We start from the raw sequence: 19,629 nt of genomic DNA, 5'->3' as shown, positions 1-19,629 counted from the left end.
AATGTTGCGGTCCAATGTGAACGGTCACATTTGATCTTGTCACTTTAGCCGACACCATGATTTGCCTGTCAACCCCGAAACATCTCGTTTTGGTAACGCCCTCACGGTGAGGCGGGCGGGCACCTGTTGCGCGTTCGAATTCGGTTGGCTAGAACGACGGCGGCGCGGTGGAGGCGCGCACGATGAGCTCCGGCACGATGGTGCCGGGGTAGCCCTCGGCTTCGCCGCCGAGACTGCGGAGGAGCAGGGCGATGCAGCGCCGGCCCAGTTCCGGGAAATCCTGACGCACCGTGGTGAGGGGCGGCCAGAAATGCGCCGCCTCGGGAATGTCATCGAAGCCGACGACGCTCAGGTCCCCCGGCACGTCCAGGCCGGCCTCCCGGGCCGCGTGAATCAGGCCCAGGGCCATTTGGTCGTTCGACGAGAAGATCGCCGTGAAGTCGCGCACCCGCAATAACTCCCGGCCGGCGTGGTAGCCGAAGTCGGCGGTCCAGTCGCCGAGGATCGGCGCGGTGGTGGGCACGTCCCTGGCTCCCATCTCGTCGAGGAATCCGCGCATCCGCGCCTCGGCCTCGATCCAGTCCTGCGGGCCGGCCAGGTGGTAGATGTTGCGATGGCCGAGGTCGATCAGATGGCGGGTGGCGAGCCGCGCTCCGGCGATCTGGTCGACCGAGAGGGCATGGTCGTCCAGCCGCCCGGTGGACTGCAGCGTCACATACGGAACGTCGATCGACAGCTGCGCGAGCACGTCGAAGACCCGCACCTGGGGCGCGATGACCACGATCCCCTCCACGGCCTGGAGCATCAGGTGGTTCAGTGCCTCCTCGATCGACGCCCGGTCACCCGAGGCGAGATTGGCGGTGTTGACGTAGTACCCGGCTTCCCGGGCCGCGTTCTGGATCGCGGCGATGCTGCTGGCGGGGCCGTACTGATCGCTCGACGCCGACAGGATGCCGATCGTGCGCGACCGCCCCCGGGACAGCGCGCGTGCGGCACGGTTCGGCCGGTACTGGAGCTCCTCCATCACCTGCAGCACACGCGCCTTTGTGGACGCTTTGATGCTCGGATGGTTGTTGAGCACGCGCGAGACGGTCTGGTGCGAGACACCGGAGAGGCGCGCGACATCCCGGATGCTGGGCGCACGCCCCTTGGGCAATTCGACGGTCACGGAGATACCTTGCTCGCATGTGCACGGTCACAACTGTGAGCGCACGTCAATTATGCACGGCGAATGTGACGGTCACATGAATTATTCCGCCGACAGCGCGGCGAATTCGTCGGATGCCGCCGCGGGCATATGCTCCCCGAGGCGCGCCGGCCGCCGGGCCGACGGCGCCTTCCTGGCAGAGCCGCTATTTGCGGGGCAGGGCGCGGTCCAGGTCGTCGATCAGGTCGGCGATGTCCTCGATACCGACGGACAGTCGCACGACGTTGTCGGGCACCTCGAGGGCTGTGCCGCGTACCGAGGCATGCGTCATCTCGGACGGGTAGTTCACGAGCGACTCCACGCCGCCGAGGGACTCGGCCAGCTGGAACAGCGTCATCGACTCGGCGAACTTGCGCGCCGCCTTCGCACCGCCGGCGAAGGCGATCGAGATCATCCCGCCGAAGCCGCTCATCTGCTGTTTGGCCAGTTCGTGGCCGGGGTGGCCGGGCAGGCCGGGGTAGTAGACGGCGCTGATCGCGGGATGCCTGTCCAGGTGTTCGGCGATCGCCTGCGCGTTGCTGCAGTGGCGGTCCATCCGCACGGACAGCGTCTTGATTCCGCGGATGGTGAGCCAGGCGTCGAGCGGGGCGGAGACCGGGCCGGCCGCGAACTGCAGGAACCTGGCCTTCTCGGCCAGTTCGTCGTCGTTGATGATGAGCGCGCCGCCGAGCACATCGGAGTGGCCGCCCAGGTACTTCGTCGTCGAGTGCACGACAACATCGGCGCCGTGCGCCAGCGGGTGCTGCAGGGCGGGCGAGGCGAACGTGTTGTCGACGACGACGACGAGACCGGCGCGATGGCCGATGTCGGCCAGCTCGGCGATGTCGCTGATCTTCATCAGCGGGTTGCTGGGCGTCTCGACCCAGAGCACCTTGGTCTCCCCCGGGATGATCGCCTGCTCGACCGCGCGCAGGTCGGACATTTCCACGGTGGTGTTGCGCACGCCCCACGGACCGTGCACGCGCTCGATCAGCCGGTGCGTGCCGCCGTAGACGTCGTTGCCGAGCACGATGTGGTCGCCGGGTGAGAGGATCGCCCGCAACAGGGTGTCTTCCGCGGCGAGGCCGCTGGCGAAGGAGAGTCCGTGCTTGCCGCCCTCGAGGGCGGCGAGCAGGGTCTCCAGCGCGGTGCGGGTGGGGTTGCCGCCGCGGCTGTATTCATAGCCGCCGCGGAGTTCGCCGATGCTCTCCTGTACGAAGGTCGAGGTCTGGTAGATCGGCGGGATGACCGCGCCTGTCGTCGGGTCGAACGCCTGCCCGGCGTGGATGGCGACGGTGTCGAATTTGTGCTTCCTGGCCATGGGGATTCTTCTCTCTGTCTAAGCGCTCAGGTAGGTGAGCAGATCGTGGCGGGTGATGACGCCCAGCGGTTTGCCGCCGTCGGTGACGAGCAGTGCGTCGTTGTGCGCGAACGCGGCCCGAGCGGCCGCGACCGGCTCCTGGACGCCGATCAGGGGCAGCGGATCGCCCACGACCGCACTGACCTTGTCGGTGAGTTTGGCTTCACCGGAGAAGACGAGGTCCATCAGGCGCCGCTCGTCCAGCGCACCGACGACTTCGCCCATGACGACCGGGGGCTTGGTGGCCAGCACCAGCAGCTGGGAGACGCTGGACGAGGTCATCGCCTGGATCGCGTCGTGCACGGTGTCGCTCGGGCGCACGTAGACGAACGCGGGCGTGCCCGCCTTGGAGGTGAGCAGGTTGCCGACGGTGTGCCCGGCCGGCGCGTTGCTGAAACCGTAGCTGCGCATCCAGCCGTCGTTGAAGATCTTGCCCAGGTAGCCGCGGCCGCCGTCGGGCAGGAGCACGACGACGACGTCGTCTGCGGTGAGGGATTTCGCTGCCCGCAGCGCGGCGACGACGGCCATGCCGCTCGAACCGCCGACCAGGATGCCCTCTTCGAGGGCGAGCCTGCGGGTCATGGCGAAGGAGTCGGCGTCGGACACGGCGATGACCTCGTGCACGACGGTGGGATCGTAGGCCGCCGGCCAGAAGTCCTCGCCGACGCCCTCGACGAGGTACGGCCGGCCGGTGCCGCCGGAGTAGACGGAGCCCTCCGGGTCGGCGCCGATGATCCGCACGCGGTCATCCGACACCTCGCGCAGGTAACGCCCGGTTCCGGTGATGGTGCCGCCGGTGCCGACGCCGGCGACGAAATGGGTCACCGTGCCGTCGGTGTCGCGCCAGATCTCAGGGCCGGTGGTCTCGTAGTGGCTGAGCGGGCCGTTCGGGTTGGCGTACTGGTTGGGTTTGAACGCACCGGGGATCTCCCGCGCGAGCCGGTCGGAGACGCTGTAGTAGGAGTCGGGGTGGTCGGGGGCGACGGATGTCGGCGTGACGACGATCTCGGCGCCGTAGGCCGTGAGCACATTGCGTTTGTCCTCGCCGACCTTGTCCGGCAGCACGAAGACGCACCTGTAGCCGCGCTGCTGGGCGACGAGGGCGAGGCCGACGCCGGTGTTGCCGGACGTGGGTTCGATGATCGTTCCGCCCGGCAACAAGCGCCCGTCGCGCTCGGCCGCATCAAGGATGCGCACCGCGATGCGGTCCTTGGAGGAGCCCCCGGGGTTCAGGTATTCGAGCTTGACGAGCACCGTGGCGGCAATGCCGTCCGTGACCTTGTGCAGCTTCACCAGCGGGGTGTTGCCGATCAGGTCAAGGACGGTGTCTGCGATTTTCATGGGACCCTTCGTCGTGGGGCAACGCCGGGCATCCAGGCCACGGGGGCAACGGGCACGACGCCCAGTCGAACACGGTCCCATTCTATTGACGTTCTCTTGACGGCCGAAGGCAGCCACCAGACTGTGAAGTGGCTGTGAGAGACCCCGAAGGCAGCCCAGAGGGCGAGCGGATGCGTTCGGATAGAATTGAAGTCCACCGAGAGAGGCCCATCGTGACCCCTGCACCACCGTCCGCCACGCCGCCGAACGCCAGCGCCGCGAGCGTCAAGCAGCAGCGTGCCGCGCAGCGTGCGAAGAAGCTCGAGGAGTACCACCGGCAGCAGAAGCGGAGCGCCCGCCGGCGCCGGATCTGGCTCATCGCCGGAATCGCCGCGGCCCTCGCGGTCATCACGATCGTGGTCCTGTCCGTGGTCATGACTCCGCAGAAGGCCCCGGATGCGACGTACAAGCCAGGCAGCGAGGGCGCCTCGATCGAGGGCGTGGAGACGTTCAAGAATCCCGCCGGGCACGTGGAAACGCCGGTTGACTACCCGGAGACCCCGCCCACCGGCGGAGAGCACAGCGCGACCTGGTTGAACTGCGGCGTCTACACGGAGCCGGTCCCCAACGAGAATGCGGTGCACGCGCTCGAGCACGGCGCGATCTGGGTGACCTACGACCCCACGATCAGCAAGGCCGAGCTCGAGTCGCTCCGGCTGCAGGTGCCCTCCACCTTCGTCGTGCTCTCCCCCGCTGACGACCTGCCCTCGCCGATCGTGCTCAGCGGCTGGAATGCACAGCTGCAGCTCGACTCGGCCTCGGACAAGCGCATCCCCGCGTTCTTCGAGGAGTACTGGCAGGGCGGTCTCGCCCCGGAGATCGGAGCACCGTGCACCGGGGGAATCGATGCCCCCGGCAAGGTCTCCTAGGCCGACTCCGGTGCCTCGGATCCCGGGTCTTCCCGCACGCGTTGCCGTGATCCTCGCCGTCGTCGCGATCGCCGCCGTCGTCGGGATCGCCTCGTTCTCGCTCGGCCGGCTGAGCACGCTCGCCGACGCCCCGCCCTCCGGCACCAGCGCGGAGGCCGGATTCGCCCGCGATATGCAGGTGCACCACAACCAGGGCGTCCAGCTGGCGCTGGTCGTGCGCGACCGCACGGATGACCCGGCTGTGCGCCTGCTCGCCTACGACATCGCCGCGACCCAGGCGCAGCAGTCCGGCCAGCTCTTCGGCTGGCTCACCCAGTGGGGCCTGCCCCAGGCCGGCCGCGAGCCGGCGATGATGTGGATGACCCGCGCGGGCCGCTCCGGCGAGGAGCACGGTCATTCGGCGGCGGCGGGCGAGGGCCAGGCCATGCCGGGGCTGGCCACCGACGCCCAGGTCGCCGAGCTGACCGCGGCATCCGGGACGCAGGCCGAACGGATCTTCCTGACCCTGATGATCGCTCACCACCAGGGGGCGGTCGAGATGGCCGAGGGTGTGCTCGACCGCAGCGACAACGGGCCGGTGCGGTCGTTCGCGCAGGCCGTGGTCACCAGCCAGAACTCCGAGATCGAGCTCATGACGAGCATGCTCGCCGCCCGCGCCTAGCCGGGCTCCCGCGCGCCACCCTGGTTGAGTTGCGGAAAAAGTACCTTCGTGGCGACAGTGAAGGTACTCTTTCCGCAACTCAACCCGCTCGGAGTGCATAAGGAGAGTGGAGGGCGGGGAGAGCGTCAGTCGGTGATCTGCTCCGAGTAGAGGCGGGCGTACACGCCGTTCGCCGCGAGCAGCTCGGCGTGCCTGCCGCGTTCGACAATCCGGCCCCCGTCGACGACGAAGATGACGTCGGCGGTGACGATGGTCGAGAGGCGGTGCGCGATGGCGATGGTGGTGCGCCCGCGGCTGGCGGTGTCGAGCGCCTCCTGCACGACGCGCTCCGAGATGGAGTCCAGGGCGCTCGTCGCCTCGTCGAGGATGAGCACTTCCGGGTTCTTGAGCAGCACCCGCGCGATCGCGATCCGCTGCTTCTCGCCGCCGGACAGTCGGTAGCCGCGCTCACCCACCACCGTGTCGTAGGTGTCGGGAAAGGATGCGATCGTGTCGTGGATGTTCGCGGCCCGCGCGGCCGTCTCGAGCTCTTCAGGTGTCGCGTCGGGCTTCGCGTAGCGCAGGTTCTCGGCGATTGTCGCGTGGAAGAGGTAGGTCTCCTGGCTGACGATGCCGATGTGGGAGACGAGCGACTTCTGTTCCAGTTCCCGCACGTCGACGCCGGAGAACAGCACTCGCCCGGCCGCGACCTCGTAGAACCGCGGGATGAGATAGGAGACGGTGGTCTTGCCGGCCCCCGACGGTCCGACGAAGGCCGCGAACTCGCCGGGCTCGATCGTGAAGGAGACGTCGTCGAGGGTGGGGCGGGAGTCGGCGGCGGCATCCGGGTAGCGGAAGGTGACCCGGTCGAACTCAACCCGGCCGACATCCGGGCCCTCGGCCGGCACGGCCTGCGCCGCCGGTGCGTCGCTGATCGCCGGAACCAGGTCAAGGTACTGGAAGATCCGGGCGAACAGCGCGCTCGAGGTCTGCAGGTCGAGCGCGACCCGCATCAGCCCGAGGAGCGGGAACAGGAGCCGGGCCTGCACGGTCGTGAAGGCGACGATCGTGCCGGGCGTGACGTCCGTCTGGCCGTTGACCATGAGCGCGCCGGCCACGAGGTACACGATGGCCGGGATGCTGGAGAGGAACAGGCTGACCATCGCGAAGAACCACTGGCCGCTCATCTGCTGGCTGATTTGCAGCCGGATCTGGTTGTCGTTCTCGTCGGCGTAGCGCCTGATCTCCGTCTGCTGCCGGGTGAAGCTCTTCGAGAGCAGGATGCCGGAGACGCTCAGGGTCTCCTGGGTGATCGCGGTCATGTCGGAGAGCGATTCCTGCGTCTTCGAGGCGATCCGGGCACGCACCTGGCCCACCCGGCGCTGCGCGATCACGAGGATGGGCATCAGGATGACGGCGACGATCGTCAGCTGCCAGTTGAGCAGCAGCATGGCCACGAACGCGGCGATCACGGTGACGATGTTGCCGAGCACGCTGGAGATCGTGTTGGTGAGCACGCCAGCCACGCCGCCGACGTCGTTCTGCAGGCGCGACTGGATGACGCCGGTCTTGGTCTTCGTGAAGAAGCTGAGTTCCATCGCCTGAAGATGGGTGAACAGGCGCACCCGGAGGGCGCCCATCACGGTGTTGCCGACGGTGGACGTCAGCCAGGTCTGCCAGACGCCGAGCAGCACGCTGCCGAGGTAGACAGCGATCATCAGCCCGACGAGGAAGGCCAGCCGCTCGAGGTCCGGCGGGCCGTCCTGAGGGAAGAGCCCCTCATCGAAGGCGCGCTGGGTGAGCAGCGGCGGGAGCACCGACATCGCGGCGCCGATGAGCACGAGCACGATCGTGACGATGAGGGCCGGGCGGTGCGGCGCGAACAGTCCGAGTATCCGCCGGAGCAGATTCGGGATGCGCGGAGCCTCGGCATTCTCGGCGCGCTGGGCCGCCACATCCCCGCCGCTCACGCGGGAGCGCGACCTGCCGCCGCCCTGCATTCCACTCATACGCTTACCCTAAGCGCGATGGCCGACCCGCCATTCCCCTGCCGGGGAGCTACCCCTTGGTCGACCCCGCGAGCAGGCCGCGGACGAAGTATCGCTGCAGGCTGAAGAACACGATCAGCGGCACCACGAGAGACACGAATGCCCCAGCCGTCAGGCGTTGCCAGTCCTGGCCTCGGTTTCCACTGAGCTCGGCCAATCGCTGGGTCAGCGGCGCGACATCCGCCGTGCCGCCGGAGAAGACGAGCGCCACGAGCAGGTCGTTCCAGACCCAGAGGAACTGGAAGATCGCGAAGGAGGCAATGGCCGGCAGGGCCAGCGGCAGCACGATCTGGAAGAACAACTGGCTGTGGCTCGCCCCGTCGACCTTGGCAGCCTCGATCACTTCCGAGGGAATATCCGAGATGAAGTTGTGCAGCAGGAAGATGGCCAGCGGCAGGGCGAAGATCGTGTGCGCGACCCAGACCTGCAGGTAGGTGTCTTCCGGGATGATCGGGATGACGGCGTGAATCTGGTCCTGCATCGGCTGGAGCGCCGTGGTGAACATCTGAAGCAGCGGGATCAGCGCCATCTGGATCGGCACGATCTGCAGCGCGAAGATGAACACGAAGAGCGCGCCGCTCCACTTGAACTTGATCCACGCGAAGGCGTACGCGGCCATCGAGGCGAGCACCAGCGGGAAGATCGTGGCCGGGATGCTGATCGCCAGGGAGTTGACGAAGTAACTGCCCAGCTGCGGCGCCGACGAACTCGAGGAGAACAGCACGTCCCGGTAGTTGTCGAGGGTGAAACCGGGATTCTGGAAGATCGTCCACCATCCCGTCGTCCGGATCAGCTCCTCCGGCCGGAACGAGGACAGCAGGAGACCGAAGGTGGGGATCGTCCAGATGACGGCGATCACCAGGGAGGCGATGGTCGCGGTCCGGGAGGTGAGGCGTCGCTTGACCCGGCCGGCCTTGGTGAGGTCGGCGGCGGCGACCTCGAAGGTGGTGTCCCGGGGCTTGGCGGCGCCGGGAAGAGGCAGGTCGACCACGTTGTCGCTCATCGGATCTCCTTCTGCTGACGCATGACGCGAACGTTGTAGATCACAATCGGCAGGACCATCACGAACAGGATGAGGGCCAGCGCGGCGCCACGGCCCGGCTGGACCGCGCGGAACGCCTGCGTGTACATCTCGTTGGCGACCACGCTGGTGTTGAAGTTGCCGCCGGTCATCGTCCGCACAATGTCGAAGACCTTCAGCGTGGCGATGGTGATGGTCGTCACAACGACGACGAGGCCGCCGCGGATGCTGGGCAGCGTCACGTTGCGGAAGCGCTGCCACGCGTTCGTCCCGTCGAGTTCCGCAGCCTCGACCTGCTCGACCGGGACGCCCTTGATCGAGGCCGACAGCACGACCATGGCGAACCCGGTCTCCACCCAGATCAGCACCACGATGAGCAGCAGAGTGTTGACCGGCTCCGTCTGCAGCCAGAGCACGGGCTCCTGGCCGAACCAGACGAGGAACTGGTTGAGCAGGCCGATCTGGTCCCGCTCGGCCGGACGGTATTCGTAGACGAACTTCCAGATGATGCCGGCGCCGACGAACGAAATGGCCAGCGGCATGAAGACGAGGACCTTGTAGATCCTCTCCCCCCGCGACTTGTCGATGAAGACGGCGTAGGCGAGCCCGACGATCGTGGACACCAGCGGGACGAGAATCACCCAGATGACGGTGTTGCGGAGGGTGATCAGCGCCTCGGGCTGGGTGAACATCCAGACGAAGTTGTCCAGGCCGATGAAGTTGCCTGACTTGTCGCCGAAGGCGGTGATGGTCGTTCGGATCGCCGGGTAGACCAGCCCGATGGCGACCAGGATCATGGCCGGCAGCAGGAACGCGACCAGCTGGATGACGTCCCGGCCCTTCTTGGGCGCCCGGTCGATGAAGAACAGGACGAGCCCGAGGACCGCCGCGAAGGCGGCGAGGCCCACGAGGACCTGGATGATCTTGCCGATGAGATCGGTTGTGGTCACGAGAAATCCGCCTCCCCATTGAGTGCTGTCACGCGAGTTGCCCTCGGGGGCCGCGTGGCGGATGCCGCACGGCCCCCGAGGTCCGGGCTGCTACTTGGGCCAGGTTCCCTCGATGAAGTCGAGGGTCGCGGCGGTGCTCTTGCCGCCGATCCAGTCGACCATTCCCTTCCAGAACGATCCGGCACCCACGGCGCCTGGCATGAGGTCCGACGCGTCGAAGCGGAACGTCGTGTCCGGGTTCTGCAGGATCTCGACGCTGGTCGAGAGCAGCTCACTGCTCGCGTTGTCCGGGTCGAGGCCCTTGTTGGCGCTGATCACGCCGCCCAGCTTCACCCGGTTGTTCGCCCAGGTGTCGCTCGACAGGTAGGTCTGCACCGCGACGGTCTCCTTCGAGTCGCTGAAGGCTGCGACGATCTCGCCACCGCCGGTGACCGCGTTCGCGTCCGCCTCGGTTCCGGGGAGGATGAACGCCCACACGTCACCATCCGGTGCGACCTCTGTTCCATCGGGCCAGAAGCCCTCGTAGAAGGTGGCCTGGTGGTGCAGGGCGCACGTTCCCTCGAGCACGGGCAGCCCGGCGTCACCGAACTCCGTTGTCGCGATCGAGTTGATCGCGCCGAGGCCGCCGTTCACGTTGGCTTCGTCCTTGATGAAGCCACCGACCTCGTCGAAGGCCTCGGCGATGGCCGGGTCGTTGAACGGGATCTCGTGGGTGACCCACTGGTCGTACACCTCGGGTCCAGACAGGCGAAGCACCATGTCCTCCACCCAGTCCGTTCCGGGCCAGCCCGTTGCGACTCCTGAGGCGAAGCCGACGCACCACGGCTTGGTCTCGGTCTTGGCGATCTTGTCGGTGAGGGCGCTGAGCTCGTCGAGGGTGGTGGGAACCTCCCAGCCGTTGTCCTTGAACGTGGAGGGCGAGTACCAGACGTAGCCCTTGACGCTCGCCATCAGCGGCGAACCGACGAGTTCCCCGTCGACCGTGCCGTAACCGGCCCAGTCCTCGGACCAGAACTCCTTTACGTTGTCCGCGACGGCCTTCGGCGCCGGCAACAGCGCGCCTGACCGGGCCAGGTCGGCCACGAGTCCGGGCTGGGGCGTGATCCCGAGGTCCGGCGGTTTCCCGCCCTGGACCCGAACGTTGATCTGCTCCTCGAACTCGGCGCTGCCCTCGTACACGACGTCGATGCCGGTGCAGGTTTCGAAGTCCTTCCAGGACGCCTGCAGGCGGTCGGCCTCAACCTCGAGGATCGTGCCGTAGATGTTGACCTCCGTGCCGGAGTCGAACGTCCCGTAGGCGTCGTAGTCGGCACACTCGGTGTTCGCCTTGTCTCCCCCGGCGGTGTCGCCCGTGCAGCCGGTCAGGGCGAGCCCGATGGCGGCGAGAGCGGCGGTCGGGATGATGAGTCGGGGATGATTCTTCACGCTCATGCGATTCCTCCTCGTTGAGTATAAGAAAGCGCTTCCACGTGGCCTCAAGGATCTGCCGAACGCATGGCAAGCCTTTCGCCCACCAACCTAGAGGCGGCGCGCGAGCGCGGCAAGGCCTGCGGCGAGTGGATGCCAAATCGATACCCTCGAGCGGGGGCAGGGGATCGCCCGATCAGCGCCCGATTCCCCCGAAGGGCCGGCACCGGTTAACGAAGCGAGGGCGCCGCATCCATACGGATGCGACGCCCTCTGCGTTCACACGGCTAACGCCGGTCACGCCTCAATCAGTACCCCTTGCGGGGCGTGACTACTTGAGGATGACGGTGGCGCCGGCAGCCTCGAGGGCAGCCTTGCCCTTTTCGGCTGCTTCCTTCGAGACGCCTTCGAGGACGGCCTTCGGAGCGCCGTCGACGACTGCCTTGGCCTCGCCGAGGCCCAGGGCGGTGAGCTCGCGCACAACCTTGATGACCTGGATCTTCTTGTCGCCGACGGCGTCAAGGATGACGTCGAAAGCGGTCTGCTCTTCGACCTCTTCAGCAGCGGCGGCGGGACCGGCAGCGCCGGCAACGGCGACCGGAGCAGCGGCGGTGACCTCGAAGGTCTCCTCGAACGCCTTGACGAACTCGGAGAGTTCGATGAGGGTCAGGCCCTTGAACTGCTCAAGCAGTTCTTCAGTGGAAAGCTTTGCCATGATTTTCTCCTTATAGTTTCTTAGTTACTCACCGCGATGCCAGGCCGATGCCTAGTTCGCGGACTCCTGCTTCTCACGCAGCGCGTCGATGGTGCGAACAGCCTTCGACAGCGGTGCGTTGAACAGATATGCGGCTCCGAACAGCGAGGCCTTGAAGGCGCCGGCCAGCTTGGCCAGCAGCACCTCACGGGACTCGAGGTCGGCGAGCTTGCCTACCTCTGCGGCGGTCAGCGGGTTACCGTCGAAGTAACCGCCCTTAACCACCAGGAGAGGGTTTGCCTTGGTAAAGGCACGCAGGGTCTTCGCGACGGCGACAGGGTCTCCGTGCACGAATGCGATTGCGGACGGACCGACAAGCTCGTCGTCGAACGACGAGATGCCGGCCTTGTTGGCCGCAATCTTGGTCAGCGTGTTCTTTACCACGGCGTACGTGGCGTCCTCACTGATGGACGTGCGCAGCTCCTTGAGCTTCGCAACAGTGAGACCGCGGTACTCGGTGAGCAGAACGGCGGTCGAGCTCTCGAATTTCTCCGTAAGCTCGGCGACCGTTGCTTCCTTGTTCGCCATGGCGCTCCTCTTAGTTTTCATGTGCCGGTAGCCCGGGGCGCAGACATGAAAAAAGCTCCAGCGCAAGGCCGGAGCGGGAGCAGCTTTCACTGCACTTCTACTTCGATTCCTGCGCGGGCCGTTCACGTGAATGAACCTTCGATTGCTCTGTCCATCTCTGGGCAAGGCAATAACCGGCGGTCTTTGGCTGTTGCCCACGCTACCGGATGCGGCGGCCCGGGTGCAAATCGGCACCCTGCCGCCGCTCCGGCTCAGGCTCCGGCCCGGGCGGGTGTTGCCAGGAGGGTGGGAATGAGCGTCTCGAGGTATCCCGCGGTGTCCTGCCAGTCGCGGACCGAGTGGCATGCGACGCCGAGCGCCTTCACCGGGTAGTCGTTTCCGTCCGGGTCGAGCCGGTCACCGACGAAGAGCATGTCATCCAGGGGCACGCCGGTCAGCTCGGCGAGTTGCGTCATCCCGTAGGCCTTGTCGATGCCGCGCCGAGTGATGTCGACGGACGTCGACCCGCCGGAGCGCACCTCGAGGTCGGGCAACAGGGCCTGCACGGCCGCGCGCAGCCGGTTCTTCTTCTCGTCAGCGAAGAGGCTCTGCGCGTAGACCTGCGCCAGGACGCCGTCCGAGAAGCGGTAGTACTGCGTGCCGCAGGTGGGCATGAGGTGCAGTCGTTCGAGCTGGGAGGCGGTGGCACCCTCGAGGGTGTCGACGACCTGCATCCGGAACTGCGCGAGCTGCCCGCCGGAGATCACGCAGACCTCCGCCACGTCGAGCAGGCGCAGCATCAGCGCGGCCATGCGCGGGTCGAGCGGTGATTTCGACGGGGCCAGAGTGTCATCCAGGTCGAATGCCACCAGGCGGGGGTAGTTCGTCACAGGGGCTTCCTCCGGCTAAATAGAACGGCCTACAGCATACGCGGGCCGGGCGAGCGGATGCCGTTCGGGGCGCCGCCGCCGACCCGGCCATGTAGTTGACACAGGTCCACTACATGGTTATGGTTGACTCTTGTCAATTATCAGCAGGAGCACGATGTCACCCAGAACGCAGAAGGTCCGCCGGGCCCCCACGCACCCCGTCACCACCGACGGAACCATGACCCAGCGCCAGATTCTGGAGGCCCTCTCCGGCCTCCTGCTCGGCATGTTCGTCGCGATCCTGGCCGGCACGGTCGTGGCCACGTCACTGCCGCTCATCATCGCGGATCTGGGGGGCGACCAGTCCGCGTACACCTGGGTCGTCACCGGGACGCTCCTCGCCACTGCCGTCAGCACGCCCATCTGGGGTAAATTCGCCGACCTGTTCAACCGCAAGCTGCTCATCCAGCTCGCGCTGGCGATCTTCGTGATCGGGTCGGCCCTGGCCGGTTTCTCGCAGGACACCAACACACTGATCGGATTCCGCGTGCTGCAGGGCCTCGGCGCCGGCGGCCTCGCGGCGCTCAGCCAGATCATCATGGCCGACATCATCAGCCCCCGGGACCGCGGCAAGTACGCGGGCCTGTTCGGCGGCGTGATGGCCCTCGGCACCGTCGGCGGCCCGCTGCTCGGCGGCGTTGTGACGGATGCGTTCGGCTGGCGCTGGAACTTCTTCATCGCGCTGCCGATCGCCATGATCGCCATCATCCTGCTGCAGATGACGCTGCACCTGCCCAAGCGGCCCAGGCGCGTCGCCCGCATCGATTACCTCGGCGCCGTGCTCATCGCGGCCGGGGTCTCCCTGCTCCTGATCTGGGTGACCCAGGCCGGCAACCAGTTCGAGTGGGCATCCGCCCAGTCCTTCGTCATGGTGGCCGGCGCGGCTGCCCTGCTGATCGCCGCCGTGTTCGTGGAGTTCAGGGCGAAGGAGCCGATCATCCCGCTCGACCTGTTCAAGGACCGCACCTTCACCCTGGCCACCGTGGCCAGCCTGTCGGTGGGCGTCGCCATGTTCGGCACCTCGGTGTTCCTGAGCCAGTACATGCAGCTTGCGCGCGGCGCGACCCCCACCCAGTCGGGCCTGCTGACCATCCCGATGATGGGCGGCCTGCTCATCTCGTCGACCGTCTTCGGAAGCATGGTCAGCCGCACCGGCAAATGGAAGGCGATCCTGGTCTGGGGGAGCGTGCTCGTCATCGCCGGCCTGCTGCTTCTCGGCACGCTTCAGTACGACACGAACCTCGTGCTCGTCGGAATGTACATGTTCGTCCTCGGCGCCGGCCTCGGGATGCTCATGCAGAACCTCGTCCTGGTCGTGCAGAACGCCATCGAGGTGAAGAACCTCGGCGTGGCCACCAGCGCCGTGACGTTCTTCCGCAGCATCGGCGGCACGATCGGCATCTCGGTGCTCGGCTCGGTGCTCGGCAGCACGGTCGCCTCGACGATCACGGACGGCATCGGCTCGCTCAGCCCCGCCGACCAGGTCGCCGCGGGCAAGGCCCTCGGCAGCGGGGCGATCCCCCACGTGTCGGAGCTTCCGGACGCCATCCGCGTGCTCGTCGAATCCTCGTACGGCTCGGGCGTCGGCACCGTCTTCCTGCTCGGGGCCCCGCTGGCCGTGGTCACCCTGATCATGGTCGCGCTCCTGCCCAACCTTCCGCTCGGGCGCAAGAACGCGATTGAACTCGCTCAGACCGAAGGATCCGTGCACCAGCGCGAGATCGAAGACGCGGAAGACATCCTGATCGAGGTGAGCGCCGCGGCCGCAGCCCTGCCCCCGGTCGGTGAGGCGCACCCGACCGGGTCGATCGAAGTCGTGAAATGACCACGGCCGAGGCACTCGCGGAGGTCGAGGAGCAGATGAACATCCTCGCCGGCCTCATCCGGAGGAGTATCCGGGATGCCGCGCTGAGCATCGACCCGGCCCTGCAGCCGTTCGGGCTGAAGCTGCTGCGTCTGCTTTCGCGCAGCGGCCCGACCCATGCCAGCGCCGTCGCCGAGGCCCTCACCGTTGACCGCAGCGTCGTCAGCCGGCAGGCGGCTCAGCTCCAGGAGCTGGGCCTGCTCGAGATCCAGGCGGACCCCAGCGACGGCCGGGCCCGGTTCCTCGCTCTGACGCCCGCCGCGGAGCAGAAGCTGGCCGAGCTGCGCGCCGGCAAGATCGCCGTGGTGAACCGGCGGCTGGGCACCTGGCCCGAAGCGGACCTCCGGCAGTTCGCCGCGCTGATCGCCCGGCTGAACGCGCCCGACGCGCAGTAGTACCGCGCCGCGCTAGCCAAGGCCGCGTGCGCCAGGGGTTGAGTTGCGGAGAATGTACCTTCCCTGGCCCGGGGAAGGGTGTTTGTCCGCAACTCAGTTGTGATGCGAGGCGCCCGAGGTCCGCAGATCGGGGTTGCCGACCTGCGTCTGGTCGAGGGGAAGCGTCACCCGGAACCGGGTGAACCCCTCGCGGCTCTCGACGGTGATCTCGCCGCTGTGCGCGGTGACGACGGCCCGGGCGATGGCCAGCCCCAGACCGGTGCTGCCGGTCCCCCGGAAGCGTGAGCTGTCGCCGCGGGCGAACCGCTCGAAGAGGGTCGACCGCAGGTTCTCGGGAATGCCGGGGCCGTCATCCGTCACCGTCACGACGGCGCGGTCGCCCTCCGCGGCGAGCGCGGTCGTGACGCTCGTGCCCGGCGGCGTGTGCACGCGGGCGTTGGCCAGGAGGTTGGCCAACACCTGGTGCAGCCGGCTCGCGTCCCCGGTCACCTCGATCGGCTCCTCCGGCAGGTCGAGATTCCAGCTGTGCTCGGGCCCGGCCGCGTGCGCGTCACTGACCGCGTCGACGAGCATGCGCGTGAGGTCAACCGGCTCGCGTTCGAGCTCGCGGCCCTCGTCGAGGCGGGCCAGCAGCAGCAGGTCTTCGACCAGGCCGGACATCCGGATGGACTCGGACTCGATCCGGTCCAGCGAGCGGATGGCGTCGGGCGGGAGTTCCTGACCGCTCCGGCGGGTGAGCTCGGCGTAGCCGCGGATGGAGGCCAGCGGCGTGCGCAGTTCGTGGCTGGCATCCGCGACGAACTGGCGCACCTTGCTCTCGCTGGCGTGGCGCGTTTCCAGGGCGAGGTCGACGTGGTCGAGCATCCGGTTGAGCGCGGATCCCACGCGGCCGACCTCGGTGCGCGGGTCGGTGTCGGCGGCCGGCACCCGGTCGACGAGGTCGACGGCACCCCGGTCGAGCGGCAGTTCGGCCACCCGCGCGGCGGTGTCGGTCACCCGGTCGAGCGGGCGAAGCGCCAGCCGCACGATCCAGGCCGCCACGACGGCGACGACGAGCAGGCCGATGAGCGAGACCACGCCGATGATCACGGCCAACTGGGCGGCCGTGCCGTTCACCGTGGACAGCGGGTAGCCGAGGATGTACAGCGTGCCCGTCCTGCTCGTCTGCGCGACGACCCGATAGTCCCCGAGTCCTCCCCCGAGGTCGATGGTGACCGGCGCCGACTGGTCGAGGTTCTCACCGAGGAGCTTGATCTGCTCGGCGGTCAGCGACTCGATTTCGCCGCTCTCGTCGTTGGTGTAGCCGGCCGTGATCGTGTTGCCGTCGAAGACCAGGGCGAGCGTTCCTGGCGGTTGGGCCGGACCGTTCAGGATGACCTCGGCCGAGGGCGTGGGCCGCGGGTGGTCTTCGTCGCCGTCCCCGTCGCTGCCGAGGACAGCGCTCGACCGGTCGGCGGCGGATGCGAGGCGCCCATCGAGGCCGTCGAGCAGGGAGGCTCGCAGGATCGCGACGCTCGCCAGCCCAATGGCCAGGCTCACCAGCGCCAGGAGGCCGACGACGGCCAGGACGAGCCTCCGGCGCAGTGTCCAGGGCGTGCGCGGCTTGCGCGTCGCCATCAGGCGGTCTTCAGCATGTAGCCGGCGCCGCGGACGGTGTGGATCATGGGCTCTCGGCCGGCGTCGATCTTCTTACGCAGGTAGGAAATGTAGATTTCGACCACGGATGACCGACCGCCGAAGTCGTAGCTCCACACCCGGTCGAGGATCTGCGCCTTGCTCAGCACGCGCCGGGGGTTGCGCATGAGGAAGCGCAGCAGCTCGAACTCGGTGGCGGTCAGTTCCACCGGCTCACCCGCGCGGAAGACCTCGTAGCTGTCCTCGTCGAGGGTGAGGTCGCCGACGGTGATCCGCGGGTCGCTGGAGTCGGTCACGGAGAGGGTGGACCGGCGGATCAGCCCGCGCAGGCGGGCCACCACCTCCTCGAGGCTGAACGGCTTGGTGACGTAGTCATCGCCCCCGGCGGTGAGGCCGGCGATGCGGTCGGAGAGGGCGTCCTTCGCGGTCAGGAACAGCACGGGCGTCTCGTGGCCGTCGGCCCGCACCCGCTGCAGCACCTGCAGTCCGTCGATATCGGGCAGCATGATGTCGAGCACGATGGCGTCGGGCCGGAACTCCCGCGCGATGGTCAGGGCCTGACGCCCTTCTCCGGCGGTGCGCACCTCCCAGCCCTCGTAGCGCAGCGCCATCGAGAGCAGGTCGGTCAGCATCGGTTCGTCGTCGACCACGAGAACCCGGATCGGGCTGCCGTCGGCTTTGGTCAGGCGCGGGCCATGGGACGGGTTCTTCGCGGGCGTGGTCATGATCCTCTTAGTATCCAGAGTTTTCTATGAATCAGCTTTGAGCGCCCCGCGCCCACGCTGTGAGCGGAGAGCGTGCAGAATAGGGGGGTGACGGTCCAGGTGCTCTCCCTCTTCGACGAGGCCGAGCCGCCGTCACCCCGGGGGCCCCGCCTCGCCCCTCACCTGTCCCGAATCGTGGCCGACTCGACCGACCGGGTCGCTTGGCTGCGGGCACGCAGCCAGGGCATCACGGCGACGGATGCCGCCAAGCTGGCGACCCCGGCATCCGTGCGGAACGCGGCCAGGGACAAGACCCACGGCACCGGCTTCAGCGGCAACACCTTCACCGACCACGGACGTGCCCGGGAACCGGAGATCGCCGCCTGGGTGCTGCGCAACCACGGGATCGAACCCAGCACGAACCTCTTCCATGCGGCCGGCCAGACCCGGCACCTCGCAACGCCGGACGGCGTGGGGCACTCGTCCGACGGCTCACTTCAGCTTGCGGAGATCAAGACGACGAGCAAGCCCTGGCGGAGCATCCCGCGCTCGTACCTCCGCCAGGTCTGGTGGCAGCAGTACGTGCTCGGCGCCGAACGCACGCTCCTCGTCTGGGAGCAGCACCTGGACTTCGTGCCCGTCAGCGCGGAGCCGGAGTGCCGCTGGATCGAACGCGACGAGGACCAGATCGCCATCCTGGTCGGCTTCGCCAACGACCTGATCGACGTGCTCAACCGCCAGGCCGCTCGGTAGGGCGCCGGCACCCTCCATGGAGCAGACTGGGGGCATGGGACATGCCACCGACCTGCCTACATCCATGCGCGCCCTCGTGATCGACCGAACCGGCGACCCCGACGAACTGCGCCTCGCGGAGGTGCCGATGGCGATCGCGGTCAGCGACGAGCTCATCGTGCGCGTCATCGCGGCCGGGATCAACCCGATCGATGCCAAGACCAGGGCCGGGAAGGGCGCTTCGGCCGCCATCGCCGCCTACCCGACGATTCTCGGCAACGACTTCAGCGGCGTGGTCGTGCGCGCGCCCTACGAGTCGTTCCCCCTGCAGCCCGGCGACGAGGTCTACGGGATGGCACGGGTGCCCCGCACCCCGGGAACCTACGCCGAGTACGTGCCCGTGTCGAGCATGAGCGTCGCGCGGAAGCCCGCCCGCCTGAGCCACATCGAAGCCGCGGCCGTGCCGCTCGCCGCGCTCACGGCCTGGGGCATGGTCGTCGACGTTGCCGCTCCGGGGCAACGGATGCTCATCCACGCCGGCAGCGGCGGCGTGGGACACTTCGCGGTGCAGTTCGCCAAGGCCTTCGGTGCCCACGTGATCGCGACCGGTTCGGCCAGGAGCCTTGAATTCCTGCGGGAACTCGGCGCGGACGAAGTCGTCGACTACACGAACCAGCGCTTCGACGAGGTGCTGTCCGGTCTCGACTCCGTGATCGACCTGGTCGGCAATGTGCACGACCAGACCGGCAGCAGGTCGCTCGCGGTGCTGCGGCCGGGCGGCCTTCTGGTGAATGCGCCGACCGGGAGCTGGCCGACGATGATGGCCGAGGCCGCGGCCGCAGGCATCCGCGCCACCGGATACAAGGTCGCCGCCGACGCGCGCACCCTGGAGCTGATCACCCAGCTGATCGACGAGGGAGCCGTGCGCGTGCATGTCGACCGAGTGTTCGACCTCGCCGAGGGTCCGGAGGCGCACCGGCTGCTCGAGCAAGGACACACTCGCGGCAAGATCGTGCTGAGGGTTTCGCCGGATCGCTGATACCTGGTCCGGCTGGCACCTGGTCCGGTTAGCATCTGGTCCGGCTAGCACCAAGTCCAGCTGGCACCTGGTCCGGCTGGCACTCAGTCCGACTGGCACCTAGTCCGACTGGCACCTAGTCCGATTGGGCCAGGCGGAGATCGAGTGCATCCGCGATCCTTGTGCGGGAGGTGGTGACGTAGCGCCATTTGCCGCCGCCGGGGTCGAGC

Annotated in this window: 18 protein-coding genes; 6 read left to right on the top strand and 12 right to left on the bottom strand. The window is 67.7% G+C overall.

All coding sequences use genetic code 11. The annotated features are described in order from the left end of the window. Window positions 1-148: 148 nt before the first annotated feature. The 3 genes from BLQ39_RS13240 to BLQ39_RS13230 all read right to left on the bottom strand — a co-directional run bounded on the left by BLQ39_RS13240 (window position 149) and on the right by BLQ39_RS13230 (window position 3,887). Window positions 149-1,168, bottom strand: a complete 1,020-nt coding sequence (locus BLQ39_RS13240) for a LacI family DNA-binding transcriptional regulator (protein ID WP_092324622.1) — start codon at window positions 1,166-1,168, stop codon at window positions 149-151. Window positions 1,169-1,352: 184 nt separating this feature from the next. Continuing rightward, window positions 1,353-2,507 carry a cystathionine gamma-synthase gene (locus BLQ39_RS13235; protein WP_092324620.1) on the bottom strand — a complete coding sequence of 385 codons (1,155 nt, stop codon included), beginning with the start codon at window positions 2,505-2,507 and terminating at the stop codon, window positions 1,353-1,355. An 18-nt stretch (window positions 2,508-2,525) separates the two neighbouring features. After that, on the bottom strand, window positions 2,526-3,887 hold the full coding sequence (locus BLQ39_RS13230) for a cystathionine beta-synthase (RefSeq protein ID WP_092324619.1): 1,362 nt from the start codon (window positions 3,885-3,887) through the stop codon (window positions 2,526-2,528). 212 nt (window positions 3,888-4,099) lie between these two features. Between BLQ39_RS13230 and BLQ39_RS13225 the strand changes: the two genes are divergently transcribed. Both BLQ39_RS13225 and BLQ39_RS13220 read left to right on the top strand, forming a co-directional pair. Then, window positions 4,100-4,795, top strand: coding sequence for a thioredoxin-like domain-containing protein (locus BLQ39_RS13225; protein WP_241982941.1), 696 nt, complete (start codon window positions 4,100-4,102; stop codon window positions 4,793-4,795). Window positions 4,796-4,805: 10 nt separating this feature from the next. Beyond that, window positions 4,806-5,456, top strand: a complete 651-nt coding sequence (locus BLQ39_RS13220) for a DUF305 domain-containing protein (RefSeq protein ID WP_241976999.1) — start codon at window positions 4,806-4,808, stop codon at window positions 5,454-5,456. Window positions 5,457-5,581: 125 nt separating this feature from the next. Here the strand turns inward: BLQ39_RS13220 and BLQ39_RS13215 are convergent, their stop codons facing one another. From BLQ39_RS13215 to BLQ39_RS13185, 7 genes are all read right to left on the bottom strand, one after another. Next, window positions 5,582-7,444 carry an ABC transporter ATP-binding protein gene (locus tag BLQ39_RS13215; RefSeq protein ID WP_092324614.1) on the bottom strand — a complete coding sequence of 621 codons (1,863 nt, stop codon included), beginning with the start codon at window positions 7,442-7,444 and terminating at the stop codon, window positions 5,582-5,584. A gap of 49 nt (window positions 7,445-7,493) precedes the next feature. Beyond that, complete coding sequence (locus BLQ39_RS13210; protein WP_092324613.1) at window positions 7,494-8,486, bottom strand: carbohydrate ABC transporter permease; 993 nt, start codon at window positions 8,484-8,486, stop codon at window positions 7,494-7,496. Continuing rightward, on the bottom strand, window positions 8,483-9,454 hold the full coding sequence (locus tag BLQ39_RS13205; RefSeq protein ID WP_092324611.1) for a carbohydrate ABC transporter permease: 972 nt from the start codon (window positions 9,452-9,454) through the stop codon (window positions 8,483-8,485). The genes BLQ39_RS13210 and BLQ39_RS13205 overlap by 4 nt, the downstream gene beginning before the upstream one ends. 90 nt (window positions 9,455-9,544) lie before the next feature. Next, window positions 9,545-10,885, bottom strand: a complete 1,341-nt coding sequence (locus BLQ39_RS13200) for an ABC transporter substrate-binding protein (protein ID WP_092324610.1) — start codon at window positions 10,883-10,885, stop codon at window positions 9,545-9,547. Window positions 10,886-11,192: 307 nt separating this feature from the next. Continuing rightward, complete coding sequence (gene rplL, locus BLQ39_RS13195; protein WP_092324608.1) at window positions 11,193-11,576, bottom strand: 50S ribosomal protein L7/L12; 384 nt, start codon at window positions 11,574-11,576, stop codon at window positions 11,193-11,195. 51 nt (window positions 11,577-11,627) lie between these two features. Then, window positions 11,628-12,143 carry a 50S ribosomal protein L10 gene (gene rplJ, locus BLQ39_RS13190; protein ID WP_092324607.1) on the bottom strand — a complete coding sequence of 172 codons (516 nt, stop codon included), beginning with the start codon at window positions 12,141-12,143 and terminating at the stop codon, window positions 11,628-11,630. A gap of 251 nt (window positions 12,144-12,394) precedes the next feature. Then, window positions 12,395-13,012 carry an HAD hydrolase family protein gene (locus BLQ39_RS13185; RefSeq protein WP_241982940.1) on the bottom strand — a complete coding sequence of 206 codons (618 nt, stop codon included), beginning with the start codon at window positions 13,010-13,012 and terminating at the stop codon, window positions 12,395-12,397. Between the two features lie 217 nt (window positions 13,013-13,229). Between BLQ39_RS13185 and BLQ39_RS13180 the strand changes: the two genes are divergently transcribed. Next, window positions 13,230-14,876, top strand: coding sequence for an MDR family MFS transporter (locus BLQ39_RS13180; RefSeq protein WP_092324658.1), 1,647 nt, complete (start codon window positions 13,230-13,232; stop codon window positions 14,874-14,876). After that, window positions 14,873-15,310 (top strand): MarR family winged helix-turn-helix transcriptional regulator, encoded by a 438-nt coding sequence (locus BLQ39_RS13175; RefSeq protein WP_092324605.1) that lies wholly within the window; start codon window positions 14,873-14,875, stop codon window positions 15,308-15,310. Before BLQ39_RS13180 ends, BLQ39_RS13175 begins: the two co-directional genes overlap by 4 nt. A gap of 93 nt (window positions 15,311-15,403) precedes the next feature. Here the strand turns inward: BLQ39_RS13175 and BLQ39_RS13170 are convergent, their stop codons facing one another. After that, window positions 15,404-16,927, bottom strand: a complete 1,524-nt coding sequence (locus tag BLQ39_RS13170; RefSeq protein ID WP_092324604.1) for a sensor histidine kinase — start codon at window positions 16,925-16,927, stop codon at window positions 15,404-15,406. Further along, window positions 16,927-17,670 (bottom strand): response regulator transcription factor, encoded by a 744-nt coding sequence (locus BLQ39_RS13165; protein ID WP_092324602.1) that lies wholly within the window; start codon window positions 17,668-17,670, stop codon window positions 16,927-16,929. Before BLQ39_RS13165 ends, BLQ39_RS13170 begins: the two co-directional genes overlap by 1 nt. 87 nt (window positions 17,671-17,757) lie before the next feature. Here BLQ39_RS13165 and BLQ39_RS13160 point away from each other — a divergent pair, with 87 nt between their 5' ends. Both BLQ39_RS13160 and BLQ39_RS13155 read left to right on the top strand, forming a co-directional pair. Then, a complete protein-coding gene (locus BLQ39_RS13160; protein ID WP_370254581.1) occupies window positions 17,758-18,402 on the top strand; it encodes a YqaJ viral recombinase family protein in 645 nt (214 codons plus the stop codon). A 34-nt stretch (window positions 18,403-18,436) separates the two neighbouring features. Further along, window positions 18,437-19,420 (top strand): NADP-dependent oxidoreductase, encoded by a 984-nt coding sequence (locus BLQ39_RS13155; protein ID WP_241986987.1) that lies wholly within the window; start codon window positions 18,437-18,439, stop codon window positions 19,418-19,420. Window positions 19,421-19,629 lie beyond the last annotated feature (209 nt).

This window comes from Cryobacterium psychrotolerans, assembly GCF_900101115.1.
Taxonomy (GTDB): Bacteria; Actinomycetota; Actinomycetes; order Actinomycetales; family Microbacteriaceae; genus Cryobacterium; species Cryobacterium psychrotolerans.
This window is presented reverse-complemented; position numbering and strand designations above follow the sequence as displayed.

What these genes read in the sequence shown, in the direction of transcription:
- BLQ39_RS13235 (WP_092324620.1), bottom strand. Translation starts at nt 2,507, where the DNA reads ATGGCCAGGAAGCACAAATTCGACACCGTCGCCATCCACGCCGGGCAG.
- BLQ39_RS13175 (WP_092324605.1), top strand. Translation starts at nt 14,873, where the DNA reads ATGACCACGGCCGAGGCACTCGCGGAGGTCGAGGAGCAGATGAACATC.
- BLQ39_RS13200 (WP_092324610.1), bottom strand. Translation starts at nt 10,885, where the DNA reads ATGAGCGTGAAGAATCATCCCCGACTCATCATCCCGACCGCCGCTCTC.
- rplJ (WP_092324607.1), bottom strand. Translation starts at nt 12,143, where the DNA reads ATGGCGAACAAGGAAGCAACGGTCGCCGAGCTTACGGAGAAATTCGAG.
- BLQ39_RS13155 (WP_241986987.1), top strand. Translation starts at nt 18,437, where the DNA reads ATGGGACATGCCACCGACCTGCCTACATCCATGCGCGCCCTCGTGATC.
- BLQ39_RS13210 (WP_092324613.1), bottom strand. Translation starts at nt 8,486, where the DNA reads ATGAGCGACAACGTGGTCGACCTGCCTCTTCCCGGCGCCGCCAAGCCC.
- rplL (WP_092324608.1), bottom strand. Translation starts at nt 11,576, where the DNA reads ATGGCAAAGCTTTCCACTGAAGAACTGCTTGAGCAGTTCAAGGGCCTG.
- BLQ39_RS13215 (WP_092324614.1), bottom strand. Translation starts at nt 7,444, where the DNA reads ATGAGTGGAATGCAGGGCGGCGGCAGGTCGCGCTCCCGCGTGAGCGGC.
- BLQ39_RS13165 (WP_092324602.1), bottom strand. Translation starts at nt 17,670, where the DNA reads ATGACCACGCCCGCGAAGAACCCGTCCCATGGCCCGCGCCTGACCAAA.
- BLQ39_RS13170 (WP_092324604.1), bottom strand. Translation starts at nt 16,927, where the DNA reads ATGGCGACGCGCAAGCCGCGCACGCCCTGGACACTGCGCCGGAGGCTC.
- BLQ39_RS13180 (WP_092324658.1), top strand. Translation starts at nt 13,230, where the DNA reads ATGACCCAGCGCCAGATTCTGGAGGCCCTCTCCGGCCTCCTGCTCGGC.
- BLQ39_RS13230 (WP_092324619.1), bottom strand. Translation starts at nt 3,887, where the DNA reads ATGAAAATCGCAGACACCGTCCTTGACCTGATCGGCAACACCCCGCTG.